Origin of the sequence: Promicromonospora sp. NPDC090134 (assembly GCF_044746965.1) — a bacterium.
Taxonomy (GTDB): Bacteria; Actinomycetota; Actinomycetes; order Actinomycetales; family Cellulomonadaceae; genus Promicromonospora.
In genome coordinates this window covers 81,417-96,690 of the sequence record NZ_JBIVCZ010000013.1, presented here as the reverse complement: position 1 = coordinate 96,690, position 15,274 = coordinate 81,417, and the positions used below count along the sequence as shown (strand labels likewise).

Below are 15,274 nucleotides of genomic sequence, written 5' to 3'. Positions count from 1 at the left end.
GAAATACACCCATTAGATGACAGCGGTGTCGGCGACGTCGCCGACGGGACCGCACCGGGCGCGCGAGCACCGCCGATCCCGCCCATCCACCCACGACCGGGGGCGCCCACGGGAAGTGCGCTTCTACCCCGTCATGGGGCCCGAAACCGGCCTGGTTTCGGGCCCCATGACGGGGTAGAAGCGCACCTTGGGTCAGACCGGGCTACGGGCGCGACGGGGCCGGGTCGGCCGGGCACGCCTCGGCGGCGATCCGCTCCGGGTCGGCCAGATCGACCGAGCCCGCCGGTCCGGCAGCGTCAGACAGGTCGGCCGGGTCGGCCGGGCAGCCGTCCGCCGACGCCGCGGGTGCCGCGGGTGTCGCGGGTGCCGACGCCGCGGGTGCAGCGGGTGGTGCGGGCGCCGGGTCCGCCGGGCACTCGTCGGCCGACGCCTCGGACGTCGACGCCTCCGGGGCCGACGTGACCGCCAGCCTCCGGTCGGGGTCCAACCGGGTCAGGATCGCGAACGCGAGCCGGGCCAGGTCGTCGACGTCGCCCTCGGTGAGCCCGTCCAGGATCATGCTGGACACCGCGTCGGCGTACAGCGGCGTGCCGTCCCGGTAGACCTCGCGGCCCCGGTCGGTGAGCACCGCGTTCGTCGCCCGCGCGTCCTCGGCGCACGGCGCGCGGCGCACGAGCCCCTTGCGCTCCAGCGCCGTGACCACGCGCGACAGCCGCGCGAGCGTGGCGTTGGTGCGCGACGCGAGCGCGCTGAGCCGCAGCTTGCCGTCGCCCGCCTCCGCGAGCGCCTCCAGCAGCGTGAACTCGAACGACGTCAGCCCGGCGGGCTGCATGCGCTTGTCCAGCGCCGTCGGCAGGAGCTCCAGCAGGGCGTGCAGGCGCGCGACCGCGACCCGCTCGGGGTACCTCAGCTCGCGCTCGTCCATGCCGCCATCCTAACAGTTGGTTGCACCTACAACTAAAGCGGTCTAGGGTCAGTACTTGTAGGTACAACCAACCGCTCGAGGCCACAGATCCAGGCCCGGGCAGATCCAAGGGAGCAGCACCATGGCCAGCATCACGATCATCGGCACCGGCGCGATGGCGAACGCGATCGGCGGCGTCCTCGCCGAGGGCGGGCACGACGTCGCCCACGTCGCCAGGGCCGAGGTCGGCACCGCGCCGGTCACGGGCGACATCGTGGTCCTCGCGGTCCCCTACGCCGCGCTCGACGGCATCGCGTCCGCCTACGGCGAGCAGCTCGCCGGCAAGGCCGTCGTGGACATCACCAACCCGCTGAACTTCGAGACCTTCGACGCGCTCGTCGTGCCGGCCGGCAGCTCCGCCGCGGCCGAGCTCCAGGCCAAGCTGCCCGCCAGCCACGTGCTGAAGGCGTTCAACACCACGTTCGCCGCGACGCTCGGCGCCAAGCGGGTGGGCGACCTGCCCACCACGGTGCTGGTCGCCGGGGACGACGCCACCGCCAAGCAGGCGCTGATCTCGGCTGTCACGTCCTCCGGCCTCGGCGCGGTCGACGCCGGCTCGCTGGAGCGCGCGCACGAGCTGGAGGCGATCGGCTTCCTGCAGCTCACCCTCGCCGTCGGCGAGCAGCTCCCCTGGACCGGCGGCCTCGCCGTCGCCCGCTGACCTGCACGTCACCCCCACCCCGCCCCGGACCTGGAGCACCCCATGAACCCGACCGACCCGCCCGCCGTCGACGACCGGATCATCTCCCCCGACCTGGCGATGGACGCCGTCACGCTGCGCGTGGGCGACCTCGACACGATGGCCGCCTACTACGGCTCGGCGTTCGCGCTCGAGCCGCTGCAGGAGCGCGGCAGCGGCCGCGAGGTGCACCGGGTCCTGGGGCAGGGCGCGACGCCGCTGCTGCGGCTCGTGCACACGCCCGACCTGCCCACGGGCGACCACCGGCAGGCCGGGCTGTTCCACACGGCCTTCCTGTTCGACGACGCCGCGGCGCTGGCCGCCACCGTCTACCGCGCGGCGCAGGACACCCGCGGCACGTTCACCGGCTCCAGCGACCACCTGGTCAGCGAGGCGTTCTACTTCACCGACCCCGAGGGCAACGGCGTGGAGCTCTACACGGACCGGCCGCGCGAGCAGTGGGTGCGCGACCGGGGCCAGATCAAGATGGACACCGTGTGGCTGGACCCCAACGCCTACCTGCGCTCGCACCTGACCGAGGCGGAGCTGGGCACCGCGCCCAGCCGGTCCGGCCGGGTGGGCCACGTGCACCTGCAGGTGGGCGACGTCGCGACAGCGAGGTCGTTCTACGTGGACGCGCTGGGTCTGGAGACCACCCTCACCGACATCCCGGGCGCGCTGTTCGCCTCGGCGGGCGGGTACCACCACCACATCGCGATGAACACCTGGAACAGCGCGGGCGCCGGGCCGCGTGCCGCGAGCCTCGGGCTGGGCGACGTCGCGATCACGGTGCCCGGCCGCGAGGACCTCGACGCGCTCGTGGCCCGGCTGCGGGCCGCTGCGGTCCCGTTCGCCGACGACGGCCGCTCCGTGACCGTCGCCGACCCGTGGGACACCCAGGTGACCGTCGCCGTGCCCGGCGCGTCCGCCGAGGACCTGCTGGCCCGGTAGGGCGCCGACCGGCCGCCTGGCCGCCCGCGCTCAGCGCGTCGAGCTGCCCGGCACCAGCTCGGTCGGCAGCGACAGCTTGGTCACCTGCCCGGGGTCACGGAGCTGGTCCAGCACGAGCCGCACCGCCTCCGCCCCCATGCGCGCCTCGTCCTGCCGGATGTGCGTGAACCGGTAGCGCGCCTGGTCGTAGAACGCGTCCGGGTGGTCGAAGCAGACGATGCCGAGGTCGCCGGGCACGTCGCGCCCGGCCCGGTGGGCGGCCTCCCGCAGCAGGACGGCGATGTTGTACTCCGTCGCCACGAGCCCGGTCAGCCCGGGGTTGGCGGCGAGGAACTTCTCCAGGGCGGCGATGTCGTCGTCGGGCGCCACGCCGCTGCCCGGCACCGTCGAGCGGACCTGCCGGAACTGGTGCGCGGGGTCGAACGGCACGTGCCGGGTGGCGTGGGCGTCGACCACGCCGTCGAGCCGGTCCTGCACCGTGGAGACCGTGCTCGTCGCCGACACGAGACCCACGTGGTCGTACCCGGCGGCGAAGAGCGTCTCCGCGGCCTGGCGGCCCGCCGAGACGTTGTCGGAGCAGACCGACGACACCGGGACGCCGTCGAACACCCGGTCCAGGATGGCCGCCGGGAACGACTGCGTGATCAGCTCCAGCACGGCCGGGGGCACGTACTGCGACGAGCTCGGCTCCAGGATCAGCCCCTGGACGCCGTCCGCCACGAGCGAGCGCACCAGGTCACCCTCCGCCTCGCCGTCCCCCAGGCTGCGCTTCATCACGAGGTTGGCGGTGGTGCCCGACGCGTCGAGCAGGCCCGCCAGGACGCGCGTGCCGAAGGTGTCGTCGAAGTCGGTCAGCACGCACCCGATCAGCGGGCTGGGCCCGCCGCCCGGGCCGACGGCGTTCGTGGCGGTCTCGCTCACCACCACCGTGCCGAGCCTCGGGCGGCGCGTGATGTAGCCGTCGTCGCGCAGCAGGTCCATCGCGCGCTTGAGCGTGATCGCGCTGACCCCGAGCTGCTTGGTCAGCTCGGCCTCGGCGGGCATCCGGTCGCCCACCCGGTACGTGCCGGCGTGGATCGCGTCGCGGAGCTTCTCGTACACCTCGAGGTAGAGCGGCTGGCTCACTGATGCCCCTTCACCGAATGGATATGACCGATGAATCTACCGTGACCCGGCGTCCGAACCGGTCTCCAGCGCGGCGCGCAGCTCCAGCGCCATGATGGCGCTGACCTGGGTCGAGTAGTACACCGGCGGCTCGGCCGGGCGGCGCCAGTCGTCGCCCGCCAGCAGCGACCCGTCGCGCTGCGCCGTCGACCACAGCGCGTCGGTGCTCGTGCGGACGAAGTCGACGAGCGGCGCGGCGTCGGGCGAGTCCGCGCCGAGCCGGCCCAGCAGCGTGCCCAGGTAGCGGTAGAGCACGCCCTTGAACAGGCCCTCGTCGCCGCCGGCGCCCTCGCTGCCGACCACGCCGTCGGGCGCGAGCTCCGCGACCGCCGTCATCGCGGTGCGCACGGCCGCGGCCACGAGCTCCGGCCGGTGCAGGACGGCGTCGAGCGCCACCGCCGCGCCCACGTACAGGCCCTGGTTGTAGGTGAACCGCCACTGGGTGTCGACCCGGCCGTCGCCCTCGCGGTTGATGCCGTCCTCGACGAACCCGTCGGGGCCCACGAGCGTGCCGGTGATCCAGTCGAAGGCGACGGTGCCGTGGTCCAGGTACCGCGGGTCCGGGTCGTGCCCGTGCAGCCGCGCGGACAGGATGGCGAACGGCCCGTTGGCCGGCGTGTTCTTGTAGTACGGCTGCTGCTTGCGCCAGGCGACGCTCGCGCCGTGCGTCTCGTTCCACCCGTGCTCGACGACGTGCGCCCAGATCGCGCGGGCGTCGTCCAGCGGCTCCTCGCGCCCGGTGGCCCGCGCCAGCCGCTCCAGGGCCAGCGCGTACCAGAGCATGTCGTCGAAGTAGTCGTTGAACAGGGAGCCCGCGTTGCGCGAGCGCAGGTTGGCGCTGGTCGCCTCGGCCGCATCCAGCCACTCCTGGTGCCCCGTGCGCTCGTACGCGTCCAGGCGCGCGTCGATCACGTGCGCCAGCCACCAGTAGTTGAACGTCGAGTTGTCCCCGACCGGGTAGGTGTTGTCGAGCAGCTGCGGCTCCGGCGCGCCGAAGAAGTGGTCCAGGCCGCGCTGGGCCAGGTCGGCGCGGGCGGGCCAGGGGTTGTCGGGCCGGTCGTTCTCAGCCAGGGCGTTCGAGGCGTTCACAGGTCTCCTAGATCGGTGCGCGTCCGGGACGCGCGTCGGGGTGGGCGTGCCGCCCGCCTCGTCGAGGCGGGCGGCACGCGGCGTGGTCACTGCGCGTTGTCGGCCAGGATCCGGTCGCCCAGCTCCTGCGCCTCCTTCAGCGCGGTGGCGGCATCGGTCTCGCCGCCCAGGAACCGCTCCAGGGCGGGGATCAGGGCCTTGCCCTCGACGTCGGACGCGCCGGGGATGTTCGAGCGGACCTGCGCGTACTCCATCGTCTCGATGAAGGCCTGGTACCGGTCGTCCTCCGTGAAGTAGGGGTCGTTGGCGGCCTCCACGTTCGCGGGGATCCAGCCGGAGATCTTGGCGAAGTCCACGCCGTTGGCGGGCTGCGTGGTCCACCACTTGATGAACTCCCAGGCGCCGTCCGGGTTCTGCGCCCCGCTCGGGATGACCAGGCCGAACCCGCCCATGCCCGCGCCCTGGTCGCCGTCGGGGCCGACGGGCGGCTGCACGATGCCGTAGTCGACCTCGGCCTCGTCCAGCGCGGTCAGCGCCCACGGGCCGTCGTACTTGATGGCCGTGGAGCCCTCCGCGAACGAGTCGACGCCCTCGCCGAAGCCCTGCTCGTACACGCCGGCGTCGAGCAGCCCCTGCCAGAACTCCAGCACCTCCAGGCCCTCCGGGCTGTTGAAGGCGGTGGTGGCGCCGTCGTCGCTGAACATCTGGCCGCCGGCCTGCCGCAGCCAGATGTTGAACAGGCCCGGGTCGTCCAGGGCGAAGCCGGCCACGCTCAGCTTGCCGCCGTCGCGCTCGGTGACCGCCTCGGCCGCCTTCTTCAGCGAGTCCCAGTCGGTCGGCGGCTCGACGCCGGCGTCCGCGAGGAGCTCGGTGTTGTAGAAGAGCGACCGGTTGTCCACGAGCAGCGGCAGACCGTAGGTCTCCCCCTCCACCACGAGCTCGCCCATGGCCTGCTCGTAGAACTGGGCGGTGTCCACGCCGTCCGCCGCGATGTACTCGTCGAGCGGCGCGAGCGCGTTCTTGGGCACGTACAGCGGGGTGTTGTACCGGTCCCAGAGGACGACGTCGGGCACGCTGCCCGAGGCGAGCGCCGTGAGCAGCTTCTCCTCGACGAGCTCCTGCCCCACGTACGTGACCTCGTACTCGTCCTGCGCCTCGTTGAAGGCGTCGGCCTGCGCCTGGAGCTGCTTGGCCTGGGCGCCCGACCAGGAGCCCCAGAACGTGACCTCCTCCGGACCGCCGCCGGAGCCGCCGTCCGACGCGCTCCCGCAGGCGCCCAGGGCGCCCACCATGACTGCTGCCGCGGCGAGGGCCCCGGTGATGCGTGCTGCAGACCTCATGACTCTGCTCCTTTGCAGGGTGCTGGTCACTTCGTCCCCGAGTGGGCGAAGTTCTCGATGATGTAGCGCTGGGCGACCACGAAGACCAGCAGGACCGGCAGGCTCGCCAGGATCGTGCCGGCCAGCAGCGGCCCGTACTGCGTCTGGTACTCGTTGACGTACCCGGCCAGGCCCACCTGGACGGTGAGCATCTCCGGGTCGTTGAGCGCGATCAGGGGCCAGAGAAAGCTGTTCCAGCCGGCCTGGAAGGTGAGCACGCCCAGCACCGCGAGGCCCGCGCGGGCCAGCGGCAGGTAGATGTTCCAGAAGATGCGGAACTCGCTCGCGCCGTCGATGCGGGCGGCGTCGCCGAGCTCGTCGGGCAGCGCCTGGAAGAACTGCCGCATGAAGAACACGGCGAACGGCCCGGCGGCGAACGGGACGAGCACCGCGCCGTAGCTGTTGATCAGGCCCGCCCCGCCCTCGCCGAACAGGTCGTTGCCGCCCGCCAGCGGGAAATGCCGCAGCACCAGGAACGTGGGGACCATCGTGATGATGCCGGGCACCATCATGGAGCCGAGGAACAGCGAGAAGACCACGCCGCGGCCGCGGAAGCTCAGCTTGGCCAGGGCGTACCCGGCCAGGCCCCCGAAGAACAGGTTGGTGACCACGCCGCCGAGCGCGATGACCGCCGAGTTGGCCAGGTACCGGCCGAACGGTCCGTCGGTGAACAGGGCCGCGTAGTTGGCGAGCGTCGGGTTGTCCGGCACGAGCTGGAGGTAGGACGAGAGGATCTCGCCCTCGGGCTTGAGCGACGTGGACAGCGTCCAGATCAGGGGCAGCACCGTGGTGACGCTGATCAGCACCACGGCCAGCGTCCAGACGGACTTCCCGGCCACCACGCGGGCGGTCAGCGGCCGGGACGTGGTGAGCTGCTGCGTCGCGGGCGCAGGGGCGCTCGGGGGCGCCGTCGCCAAGGCGCTCATCGGTCGTTCTCCCGTCCGGTGGCGCGGGCGTTGGCGACCGAGAAGACGAGGATCACCAGGAACAGCACGAAGGACAGCGCCGAGGCGTAGCCCATCTCCAGCCGCCCGAAGCCCCGGTCGTAGATGTAGTAGACGAGGGTCAGGGTCGAGTTGCCCGGGCCGCCCTTGGTCAGCACGTACGCCTGGTCGAACACCTGGAACGCGGCGATCAGCAGCAGCGTGAGGATGAGGAACGTCGCACGCGAGATGGAGGGCCGCGTGACGTGCCAGAACACCCGGAAGGCACCGGCGCCGTCGACGCGGGCGGCGTCGACCAGCTCGCCGGGCACGCCCTGGAGCGCGCCGAGGTAGATGATCATGTTGGCGCCGAACCCGGCCCAGACGCTCATCATGACGATGGCGATCATGGCCCAGCGGGACTCGTACAGCCACGCCGGCCCGTCGATGCCGAACCAGCCGAGCGCCGCGTTGAGCAGGCCGTACTGCGGGTTGAGCAGCCAGAACCAGATCGCCGCCGTCGCCACCGTCGAGGAGACCACCGGGATGTAGAACAGGGTGCGGAAGACGCGGGCGGCGCGCGTGCTGCGGTTGAGCAGCAGCGCGGTGCCGAGCGCGACCAGCAGCCCGGCCGGCACGTACAGCACCGTGTAGAGCGCGGTGTTGCGCACGGCGACCCAGAAGATGGGGTCGCCCGCGATCCGCGCGTAGTTGTCCAGGCCCACCCACTCGAAGTCGCCGATGACGGCGTAGTCGGTCAGGCTCAGCCCGATCGCCATGACCACCGGCAGCAGCAGGAAGATCACGAACAGCACGACCGGGACCGCCAGGAAGATCCAGGCGCTGATGGTCTGCTGACGCCGGGTGGCGCTCACCGCGGCGCTCACGGTGCCGGCTCCGGTGCCGGACGTCGGTGGGTGCGCAGCCCCGCGGTCTCCAGCGCCAGCTCGCAGAACATCGCGTTGGCCCAGGAGAACCACTCGCGGGTCCAGGTGCCGGGGTCGTCCACGTGGAACGACTCGTGCACCGCGCCCGTCCCGTCGTCGGTGGCCAGGATCAGGTCCAGCAGGGCGCGCCGCTCCGCCGGGTCCGTGCTGGTCAGCCCCTGGATCGCCAGCGCGATGGGCCAGACGTGCCCCTCGGGCGTGTGCGGGCTGCCGATGCCGGAGGCCGCCGAGCCGCTGTAGTAGTACGGGTTGGCCGGGCTCAGCACCAGGTCGCGGGTCGCGGTGTAGAGCGGGTCGTCCGCGCGGCACCAGCCGGTCAGGGGCAGTGCGAGCAGGCTGGGGGTGTTGGCGTCGTCGGCCAGGAGCACGCCGCCCCGGCCGTCCACCTCGTACGCGTACACCGGCACGCCGTCCGGCCCGGGCACCACGCCGTGCTCGCGGATGCCGCGCTCGATCTCGGCGCGCAGCGCCGTGGCCGACGCGGCCAGGTCGGCGTCGTGCAGCACCTCGGTGGCGAGCTCGGCAAGCTGACCCAGCGCCGCCGCCGCGAGCGCGTTGCCCGGGACGTTGTAGCCGTAGGCGCACGCGTCGTCGCTCGGGCGGAAGCCCGCCCAGGTCATCCCGGTCCAGGCGACCTCGGGCCCGCGGCCGCCGCGCACGAGCGTGTCGGTGGGCGGGCAGTCGGTGCGCTCGAAGGTGTACGACGACGCTTCCTCGTGCCGCTGCTCGGTGCGCCACAGCTCGATGACCGTGCGCCCCACCTGCCCGAGGTCGGCGAGGTGGTCGGTGCGGCCCGTCGCGCGCCACAGGTCGTGGGCGAGCTGCAGCGGGTAGGCCAGGGAGTCGATCTCGTACTTGCGCTCCCAGACCCAGGGCGACTGCCCCGTCCCCGGGCCGTCCGCGCCCGGCCCGCCCGTGCGGTCGCGGTGCCCCGCGCCGGTGGGGCCGTCGTTGAACGCGTTGGCGTACGGGTCGCGCAGGATCGACGCCTGCTGCCGCCGCGAGACGGCCGCGATGGTGTCGGCGAGGCGCTCGTCCCGGTCGACCAGGTGCAGGAACGGCGCGAGCTGCGTCGTCGAGTCCCGCAGCCACATGGCCGGGATGTCCCCGGTGATCACGAAGGCGGTGCCGTCCGGGTGCGGCGTGATGGTGCGCGCCAGGGTGTCCGCCATGCACCGCCCCACGGCGTCCGCCACCTCGCTGCCGAGCCGTTCGCCGACTCGCGCGACCAGGTCCGCCAGGACCTCCGGGTCGTAGAGCGCGGTACCGGACGCCGGTGCCGCGCTGCCTGTCACGTAGCTCATTCGAACCCCATCGTTCGGTCTGCTGTCGTACGTCTGATGCCCGCCGGACCCACGCTGGCCCGGCCTGCCGTGAACAGTAGGAGCGAATAACCCCTATGTCAACGTTGGCATTAGGGGTAATAGTGGAAGACGACGGCAGGGCGGTCGCGGAATACTCGGCAGTGCCCGCCCTCGACGAGGAGAGCGGCCGTCTCGACGAGGAGCAGCCATGCGCGACACGTCCCCCGGCCCCACCGCCGACCTGTTCATCGGCGGGCAGCACGTGCCCGCGGAGGGCGGCCGGTACACCGACTTCGTCCGCGCCCTGACGGGCGAGCCGGTCGCCCGGATCGCCGCCGCGTCGGTCGCGGACGCGAACCGCGCGGTCGACGCCGCCGCCGCGGCCCTGGAGGGCTGGTCGGGCCTGCCGCCGGCCGCGCGGCGCGAGGTGCTGCAGCGCGCCGCGGGTCTGCTGGCCGAGCGGGCCGACGAGATCGCCGCGGTGATGGGCCAGGAGATGGGCGCCACCCGGCCGTGGTGCGCGTTCAACGTGCACGTGGCCACCGGCATGCTGGCCGAGGCGGCGGCGCAGGCCTACTCCGCCGTCGGCGAGATCATCCCGTCCGACGTCCCCGGGCTGACCGCATACGGCGTGCGGCAGCCCGCGGGCGTCGTCGTGGGCATCGCCCCGTGGAACGCGCCCCTGATCCTGGGCGTGCGGGCCGTCGCGATGCCGCTCGTGCTCGGCAACACCGTGGTGCTCAAGGCCTCCGAGCAGACGCCGCGCACCCAGGCCGCGATCGTCGACGTGCTGCACGACGCCGGGGCGCCCGCCGGCGTCGTCAACCTGATCAGCAACGACCCGCAGGACGCGCCCGCGATCGTCGAGGCCCTCGTGGCGCACCGCGCCGTGCGGCGCGTCAACTTCACCGGCTCGACGCGGGTGGGCCGGGTGATCGGCGAGCTCGGCGGCCGGTACCTGACCCGGGTCCTGCTGGAGCTCGGCGGCAAGGCGCCGCTGGTCGTGCTGGCCGACGCCGACCTCGCCGAGGCGGCGGCCGCCGCGAGCTTCGGCGCGTTCATGAACCAGGGCGAGATCTGCATGTCCACCGAGCGCGTGATCGTCGACCGCGCCGTCGCGGACGACCTCGCCACGCGGCTCGCCGCAAAGGCCGCGGCCCTGGCGGTGGGCGCCCCGGACGACCCGGAGGCGCAGGTGGGGCCGATGGTGCACGCCGCGGCGCGGGACCACGTGCTGGACCTGATCGCCGACGCCCAGCAGCAGGGCGCCGAGGTGATCGCCGGCGGCACGGCCGACGGGCTGTACCTGCGGCCCACCGTGGTGCGGGGCGTGCGGCCCGGCATGCGGCTCTACGGCGAGGAGTCGTTCGGGCCGGTCGTCGCCCTGATCGAGGCGGACGGCGCCGACGACGCGGTCCGCGTCGCGAACGACACCGAGTACGGTCTGTCGGCCGCGGTGTTCGGCCGCGACGTGTCCGCCGCGCTCGACGTCGCGCGCCGCATCCGGTCCGGGATCTGCCACGTCAACGGCGCCACGGTGCACGACGAGCCGCAGATGCCGTTCGGCGGCGTGGGTGCCAGCGGGTGGGGGCGGTTCGGCTCGCGGGCCGCGATCGAGGAGTTCACCGAGCTGCGCTGGATCACGGTCCAGGCGGGGTCGCGGCCGTACCCGATCTGACGGTGCGCCCGATCTGGCCGCGCGCCCGGGTAGCCTGCGGCGGAACGCCCCGGTCGCGGGGCGAGCGCCCGACGAAAGGCACCACCCATGACGCGTGAGCTCCCCCTGGACGGTCGCACCGCCGTCGTCACCGGCGCCGCCCGGGGCATCGGCGAGGCGACCGCCCGGCGGCTGGCCGAGGACGGCGCCGGCATCTTCCTCGTGGACGTCTCCCCCACCGTGCTCGACCTGCGGGACGAGCTGCGCGCCGCCGGGCACCGGGCGGCGGCGTCCGTCATGGACGTGGCCGACGACGCCGCCTGGGCCGACGCCGTCACCGCCTGCCGCACGGACCTCGGCCGGCCGCAGATCCTGGTGAACAACGCGTACGCGACCCGCGTCGCCTCGCTGGAGGACACGCCGCCGGAGAGCTGGGAGCGCCAGATCCGGGTCACGCTCACGGGTGCCTACCTGGCCACGCGCGCGCTGCTGCCCGACCTGTCGGCGTCGGGCAACGGCGCGGTGGTGATGGTCTCGTCGGTGCACGCGCACTTCGGGCTGCCCGGGCGGGCCGCCTACGCCTCGGCCAAGGCGGGCATAACGGGGCTCGCCCGGCAGCTCGCCGCCGAGTACGGGCCCGCAGTCCGCGTGAACAGCGTGCTGCCCGGGCCGGTGCTCACGCCGCACTGGGACGGCGTGGGCGAGGCGGAGCGCGCGAGCGCCGCCACGGCGACGGCGCTGGGCCGCCTGGGCGAGGCGTCCGAGGTGGCCGACGCGATCGCCTGGCTGTGCTCCGACCGGGCGTCGTTCGTCACGGGCGTCGAGCTGAACGTCGACGGCGGCTGGAGCATCACCAAGGAATCAGTGTGATCGGCGGCCCGCCGCCGTCCTAGGGTGTGCCCATGACGACCGTGAAGCCAGTCCAGATCACCTTCGACTGTGCCAGCCCCGAGCGCGTGGGCCGGTTCTGGTGCGAGGCGCTGGGATACGTCCCCCCGGACACGGAGGAGGACGGGTTCGCCACGTGGGAGGAGTACAGCCTGTCGCTCCCCGCCGAGCAGCGGGACTCGTGGTTCGCCGCGAGCGACCCGGACGAGGTGGGCCCGCGGCTGTACTTCCAGCGCGTGCCCGAGGGCAAGGTCGTCAAGAACCGGGTGCACCTCGACATCAAGGTCGGCAGGGGCCTGGTGGGCGAGGAGCGCCTGGCCGTCCTCGAGTCCGAGGCCGTCCGCCTGGAGGCGATCGGCGCGACGCGCGGGACGCTGCTGCTGGCCGACGGCGAGAACGAGTCGTGCCAGAACATGCAGGACATCGAGGGCAACGAGTTCTGCCTCGACTGAAGCGCCCCGCGCGCGAGCTGCCGACCGCTACCCCGCCACCACCGCCCCACGACGCGCGTTGAGCTCGTCGAGCGCGGTGCGCACCTGGTCCGGCGCCCCGGACGGCAGCCGCACCAGCTCCTCCTCCAGGGTGCGCTGGTCGGTCCACTCCTTCAGTGAGCGCAGTGCGCCGGTCTGCCCGGTGTCCGCGGCCTCGACGGCGGCCAGCACCGTCGCGAACGCCTCCGGGTCGTCGGCGACGGCGCCGAGCGTGGAGGCCAGCGTGACCGGCGGCGGGACGGAGCGGTCGCGCGGATCGGGGACGGCCCACTCGTGCCGGCCGGCGCCCACCTCGATCTCGCCGGCGCCGCCCGGCAGCACCACCACCGCCGACGCGTTCGGCGGCACCACCGCGTGCACCACGATCTGCCCGTCCCGCTCCGCCCAGCCCGCCTCCGCGAGGCCGTACGGCGTCTCGAAGCGCGTCGCGGCGTGGTCCAGCCCCGCGATCGGCACCGGGGCGACCCGCAGCCGGCGGTAGCCGGGCGCGGCCGGGGCGAGCCCCGCCACGGTGCGGTGCAGCCAGTCCGCCACGGCCCCGAAGGCGTAGTGGTTGAACGACGTCATCTCCCCGGGGTTGATGCTCCCGTCCGGCAGCATGCTGTCCCACCGCTCCCAGACCGTGGTGGCGCCCATCGTCACGGCGTACAGCCAGGACGGCACGCCGGTCTGGAGCAGCAGCCGGGCGGCGACGTCGGCGTGCCCGGTGACCGTGAGCGCGTCCTGGATGATCGGCGTGCCCACGAACCCGGTGCCGATGCGGTACCCGGCCCGGCGCACGAGCCAGGCCAGCCGGTCGCCCATCACGGCCCGGGTCGCGCCGTCCACGAGGTCGAAGGTGATGGCCAGCGCGTAGGCGGTCTGGGCGTCGGAGACGATCCGGCCGGCCGGCGTCGTGTACTCCGCCACCCAGGCCCGCCGGGCGCGTTCGGCGAGGTCGCCGTACCGCGCGGCCCCCTCGGCGTCGCCCAGCTCGCCGGCCGCCGCGGTGACGAGCTGCAGCGAGCGCACCAGGTAGGCGCTGGCCACGATGTCGGGGTCGGTCTTGGCGCCCGCCGGGTCGTCCGGCGGCGCGTCCGGGTCGAGCCAGTCGCCGAACTGGAACATGCCCTCCCAGAGCAGCCGGTCCCCGGACAGGTCCAGCAGCACGTCGGCCCAGGCCCGCATGGACGGGTACTGCTCCGCGAGCGCCCGCCGGTCGGCGAACCGCTCGTGCAGGGTCGTGGGCACCACGGTGGCGGCGTCGCCCCAGGCGGCGGCGGGCTTGGACCCGAAGGGCAGCACGAACGGCACGACGACGGGGCAGACGCCGCCGCGGTCGGCCTGCTCGGCGGCGACGTCGCGCAGCCAGGAGGCGAGGAAGGCGTCGCTGTCGAAGAGGTAGCTGGCGGTGGGCCCGAAGACCTGGATGTCGCCGGTCCAGCCCAGGCGCTCGTCGCGCTGGGGGCAGTCGGTGGGCAGCGAGACGAAGTTGCCGCGCATGCCCCGCACGACGTTCTCGTGCAGCGTGTTCACGCGCTCGTCGGAGCTCTCGAACCAGCCGGTGCGGCGCATGTCGCTGCTGATCACGACGGCGGTGATCGCCGCGCGGGCGGTGTCGGCGTCGAGCGCGCCGGGCCAGCCGGCCACCTCGGCGTACCGGAACCCGTGGAACGTGAACTCGGGCTCGAACGTGTCGTCGCCGCCGGAGAGCACGAGGTGGTCGGTGGCCGCGGCGTGGCGCAGCGGGCGGACGCCGAGCTCGCCGTGCTCCAGCACCTCGGCGTGCCGCAGCGTGATCACCTGCCCGCGCTCCCCCGTCACCCGCACCCGGAGGCGGCCCACGAGGTTCTGCCCGAAGTCGAGCACCGTGCGCCCCGAGGGCGTGGTGATGACCTCGCGGACCGCTATCTCGTCGACGCGCCGCACGGGTTCGGCGACGGCGGGCTCGGGCACGACGGGCCCGGATCCGACGCCGCCGCCGTCGACCCGTACCGGCGCCCACGCCGAGTCGTCGAACCCGGGCAGGCTCCAGCCGGGGACGGCGCGGCCGGCGTCGACCCGCTCGCCCGCGTAGATGCCGCTGGTCACGACCACGCCGGTCGCCGCCCCGCGCCAGTCCGGCCCGGTGACGAGCACGCGGGTGGACCCGTCGGCGAGCTCGACGTGGAGCTGCACGGCCGCGGCCGGCTGGTCGCCGTAGAACGTCCGGGCCGTGCCGTGGAAACCGTACTTCTCGGTCCACCATCCGCCGGCCAGGCGGACGCCGACGGCGTTGGCGCCGGTCCGCAGCAGCGCGGTGACGTCGGTGGCCTCGTGCACGAGCCGGTGCTGGTAGGCGGTCCAGCCGGGCTTGAGCACGGCGTCGTCCACGTCCTGGCCGTTGATCTCGACCTGGTAGACGCCCTGGGCGGACGCGTAGAGGGTGGCGCGGACGACGTCGCCGGGCAGGTCGAGCTCGGTGCGCAGCAGGCCGGGCGCGGCGTCGTCGGGCGGATCGGCGAGGCCCACGAAGGCGGCCGCCCACCCGCCGTCCGCCAGGAAGGTGCTGCGCACGGTGACGGGCTCGCTCCAGGGCGAGGTGCCGCCGACCGTGCCGGTGACCCTGACCTCCAGGGTGTGCCGGGCGTGCGGCGTCAGCGGGTCGAACGGCCAGGGCACGAAGCGGGACTCGTCGGACTCCAGGGTGTGCACCCGGTCGCCGTCGAGCCGCACCTCGGCGCCGGCCTGCCACCAGCCGGGCGCGTCGGACTCGACGGTCCAGCTCAGGCGCGGGGTGGGGGTGTCGGCGAAGGCGCCGTCGGTGCGCCGCTCCACGCGCACCTCACGGACGCGGGTGGGGTTGTTCTCCATCGGTGG

The 15,274-nt window shown here is 73.7% G+C and carries 13 protein-coding genes; 5 read left to right on the top strand and 8 right to left on the bottom strand.

Features of this window, described 5'->3' with window-relative positions; translation table 11 throughout:
- Positions 1 to 202: 202 nt before the first annotated feature.
- Positions 203 to 925 carry a MarR family winged helix-turn-helix transcriptional regulator gene (locus ACIPN7_RS26860; RefSeq protein ID WP_400549750.1) on the bottom strand — a complete coding sequence of 241 codons (723 nt, stop codon included), beginning with the start codon at positions 923 to 925 and terminating at the stop codon, positions 203 to 205.
- Between the two features lie 121 nt (positions 926 to 1,046).
- Between ACIPN7_RS26860 and ACIPN7_RS26855 the strand changes: the two genes are divergently transcribed.
- Positions 1,047 to 1,625 (top strand): NADPH-dependent F420 reductase, encoded by a 579-nt coding sequence (locus ACIPN7_RS26855; protein ID WP_400549748.1) that lies wholly within the window; start codon positions 1,047 to 1,049, stop codon positions 1,623 to 1,625.
- A 42-nt stretch (positions 1,626 to 1,667) separates the two neighbouring features.
- Positions 1,668 to 2,594 (top strand): VOC family protein, encoded by a 927-nt coding sequence (locus ACIPN7_RS26850; RefSeq protein WP_400549746.1) that lies wholly within the window; start codon positions 1,668 to 1,670, stop codon positions 2,592 to 2,594.
- Between the two features lie 30 nt (positions 2,595 to 2,624).
- Here ACIPN7_RS26850 and ACIPN7_RS26845 read toward each other — a convergent pair whose 3' ends face one another.
- Genes ACIPN7_RS26845 through ACIPN7_RS26820 form a run of 6 tightly spaced genes read right to left on the bottom strand, consistent with a single transcriptional unit; the run spans position 2,625 to position 9,400 of the window.
- Positions 2,625 to 3,719: a GntR family transcriptional regulator gene (locus ACIPN7_RS26845; protein WP_400549744.1), complete on the bottom strand. Its 1,095-nt coding sequence runs from the start codon at positions 3,717 to 3,719 to the stop codon at positions 2,625 to 2,627.
- A 36-nt stretch (positions 3,720 to 3,755) separates the two neighbouring features.
- Positions 3,756 to 4,937, bottom strand: a complete 1,182-nt coding sequence (locus tag ACIPN7_RS26840; RefSeq protein WP_400549742.1) for a glycoside hydrolase family 76 protein — start codon at positions 4,935 to 4,937, stop codon at positions 3,756 to 3,758.
- Positions 4,934 to 6,187 carry an ABC transporter substrate-binding protein gene (locus tag ACIPN7_RS26835; protein ID WP_400549740.1) on the bottom strand — a complete coding sequence of 418 codons (1,254 nt, stop codon included), beginning with the start codon at positions 6,185 to 6,187 and terminating at the stop codon, positions 4,934 to 4,936. Before ACIPN7_RS26835 ends, ACIPN7_RS26840 begins: the two co-directional genes overlap by 4 nt.
- A gap of 26 nt (positions 6,188 to 6,213) precedes the next feature.
- On the bottom strand, positions 6,214 to 7,152 hold the full coding sequence (locus tag ACIPN7_RS26830) for a carbohydrate ABC transporter permease (protein WP_400549738.1): 939 nt from the start codon (positions 7,150 to 7,152) through the stop codon (positions 6,214 to 6,216).
- Positions 7,149 to 8,036, bottom strand: a complete 888-nt coding sequence (locus ACIPN7_RS26825; RefSeq protein ID WP_400549736.1) for a carbohydrate ABC transporter permease — start codon at positions 8,034 to 8,036, stop codon at positions 7,149 to 7,151. The genes ACIPN7_RS26830 and ACIPN7_RS26825 overlap by 4 nt, the downstream gene beginning before the upstream one ends.
- On the bottom strand, positions 8,033 to 9,400 hold the full coding sequence (locus tag ACIPN7_RS26820; protein WP_400549734.1) for a glycoside hydrolase family 125 protein: 1,368 nt from the start codon (positions 9,398 to 9,400) through the stop codon (positions 8,033 to 8,035). The genes ACIPN7_RS26825 and ACIPN7_RS26820 overlap by 4 nt, the downstream gene beginning before the upstream one ends.
- A 208-nt stretch (positions 9,401 to 9,608) precedes the next feature.
- On the opposite strand from ACIPN7_RS26820, the gene ACIPN7_RS26815 reads away from it, so the two are divergent.
- From ACIPN7_RS26815 to ACIPN7_RS26805, 3 genes are all read left to right on the top strand, one after another.
- On the top strand, positions 9,609 to 11,078 hold the full coding sequence (locus ACIPN7_RS26815; protein ID WP_400549732.1) for an aldehyde dehydrogenase family protein: 1,470 nt from the start codon (positions 9,609 to 9,611) through the stop codon (positions 11,076 to 11,078).
- An 87-nt stretch (positions 11,079 to 11,165) separates the two neighbouring features.
- A complete protein-coding gene (locus tag ACIPN7_RS26810) occupies positions 11,166 to 11,927 on the top strand; it encodes an SDR family NAD(P)-dependent oxidoreductase (protein ID WP_400549730.1) in 762 nt (253 codons plus the stop codon).
- A 32-nt stretch (positions 11,928 to 11,959) separates the two neighbouring features.
- Positions 11,960 to 12,397, top strand: coding sequence for a VOC family protein (locus tag ACIPN7_RS26805; protein ID WP_400549728.1), 438 nt, complete (start codon positions 11,960 to 11,962; stop codon positions 12,395 to 12,397).
- A 27-nt stretch (positions 12,398 to 12,424) separates the two neighbouring features.
- Here the strand turns inward: ACIPN7_RS26805 and ACIPN7_RS26800 are convergent, their stop codons facing one another.
- Entirely contained in the window at positions 12,425 to 15,268 is a 2,844-nt protein-coding gene (locus tag ACIPN7_RS26800) for a family 78 glycoside hydrolase catalytic domain (RefSeq protein WP_400549726.1), read from the bottom strand.
- Between the last annotated feature and the right edge of the window lie 6 nt (positions 15,269 to 15,274).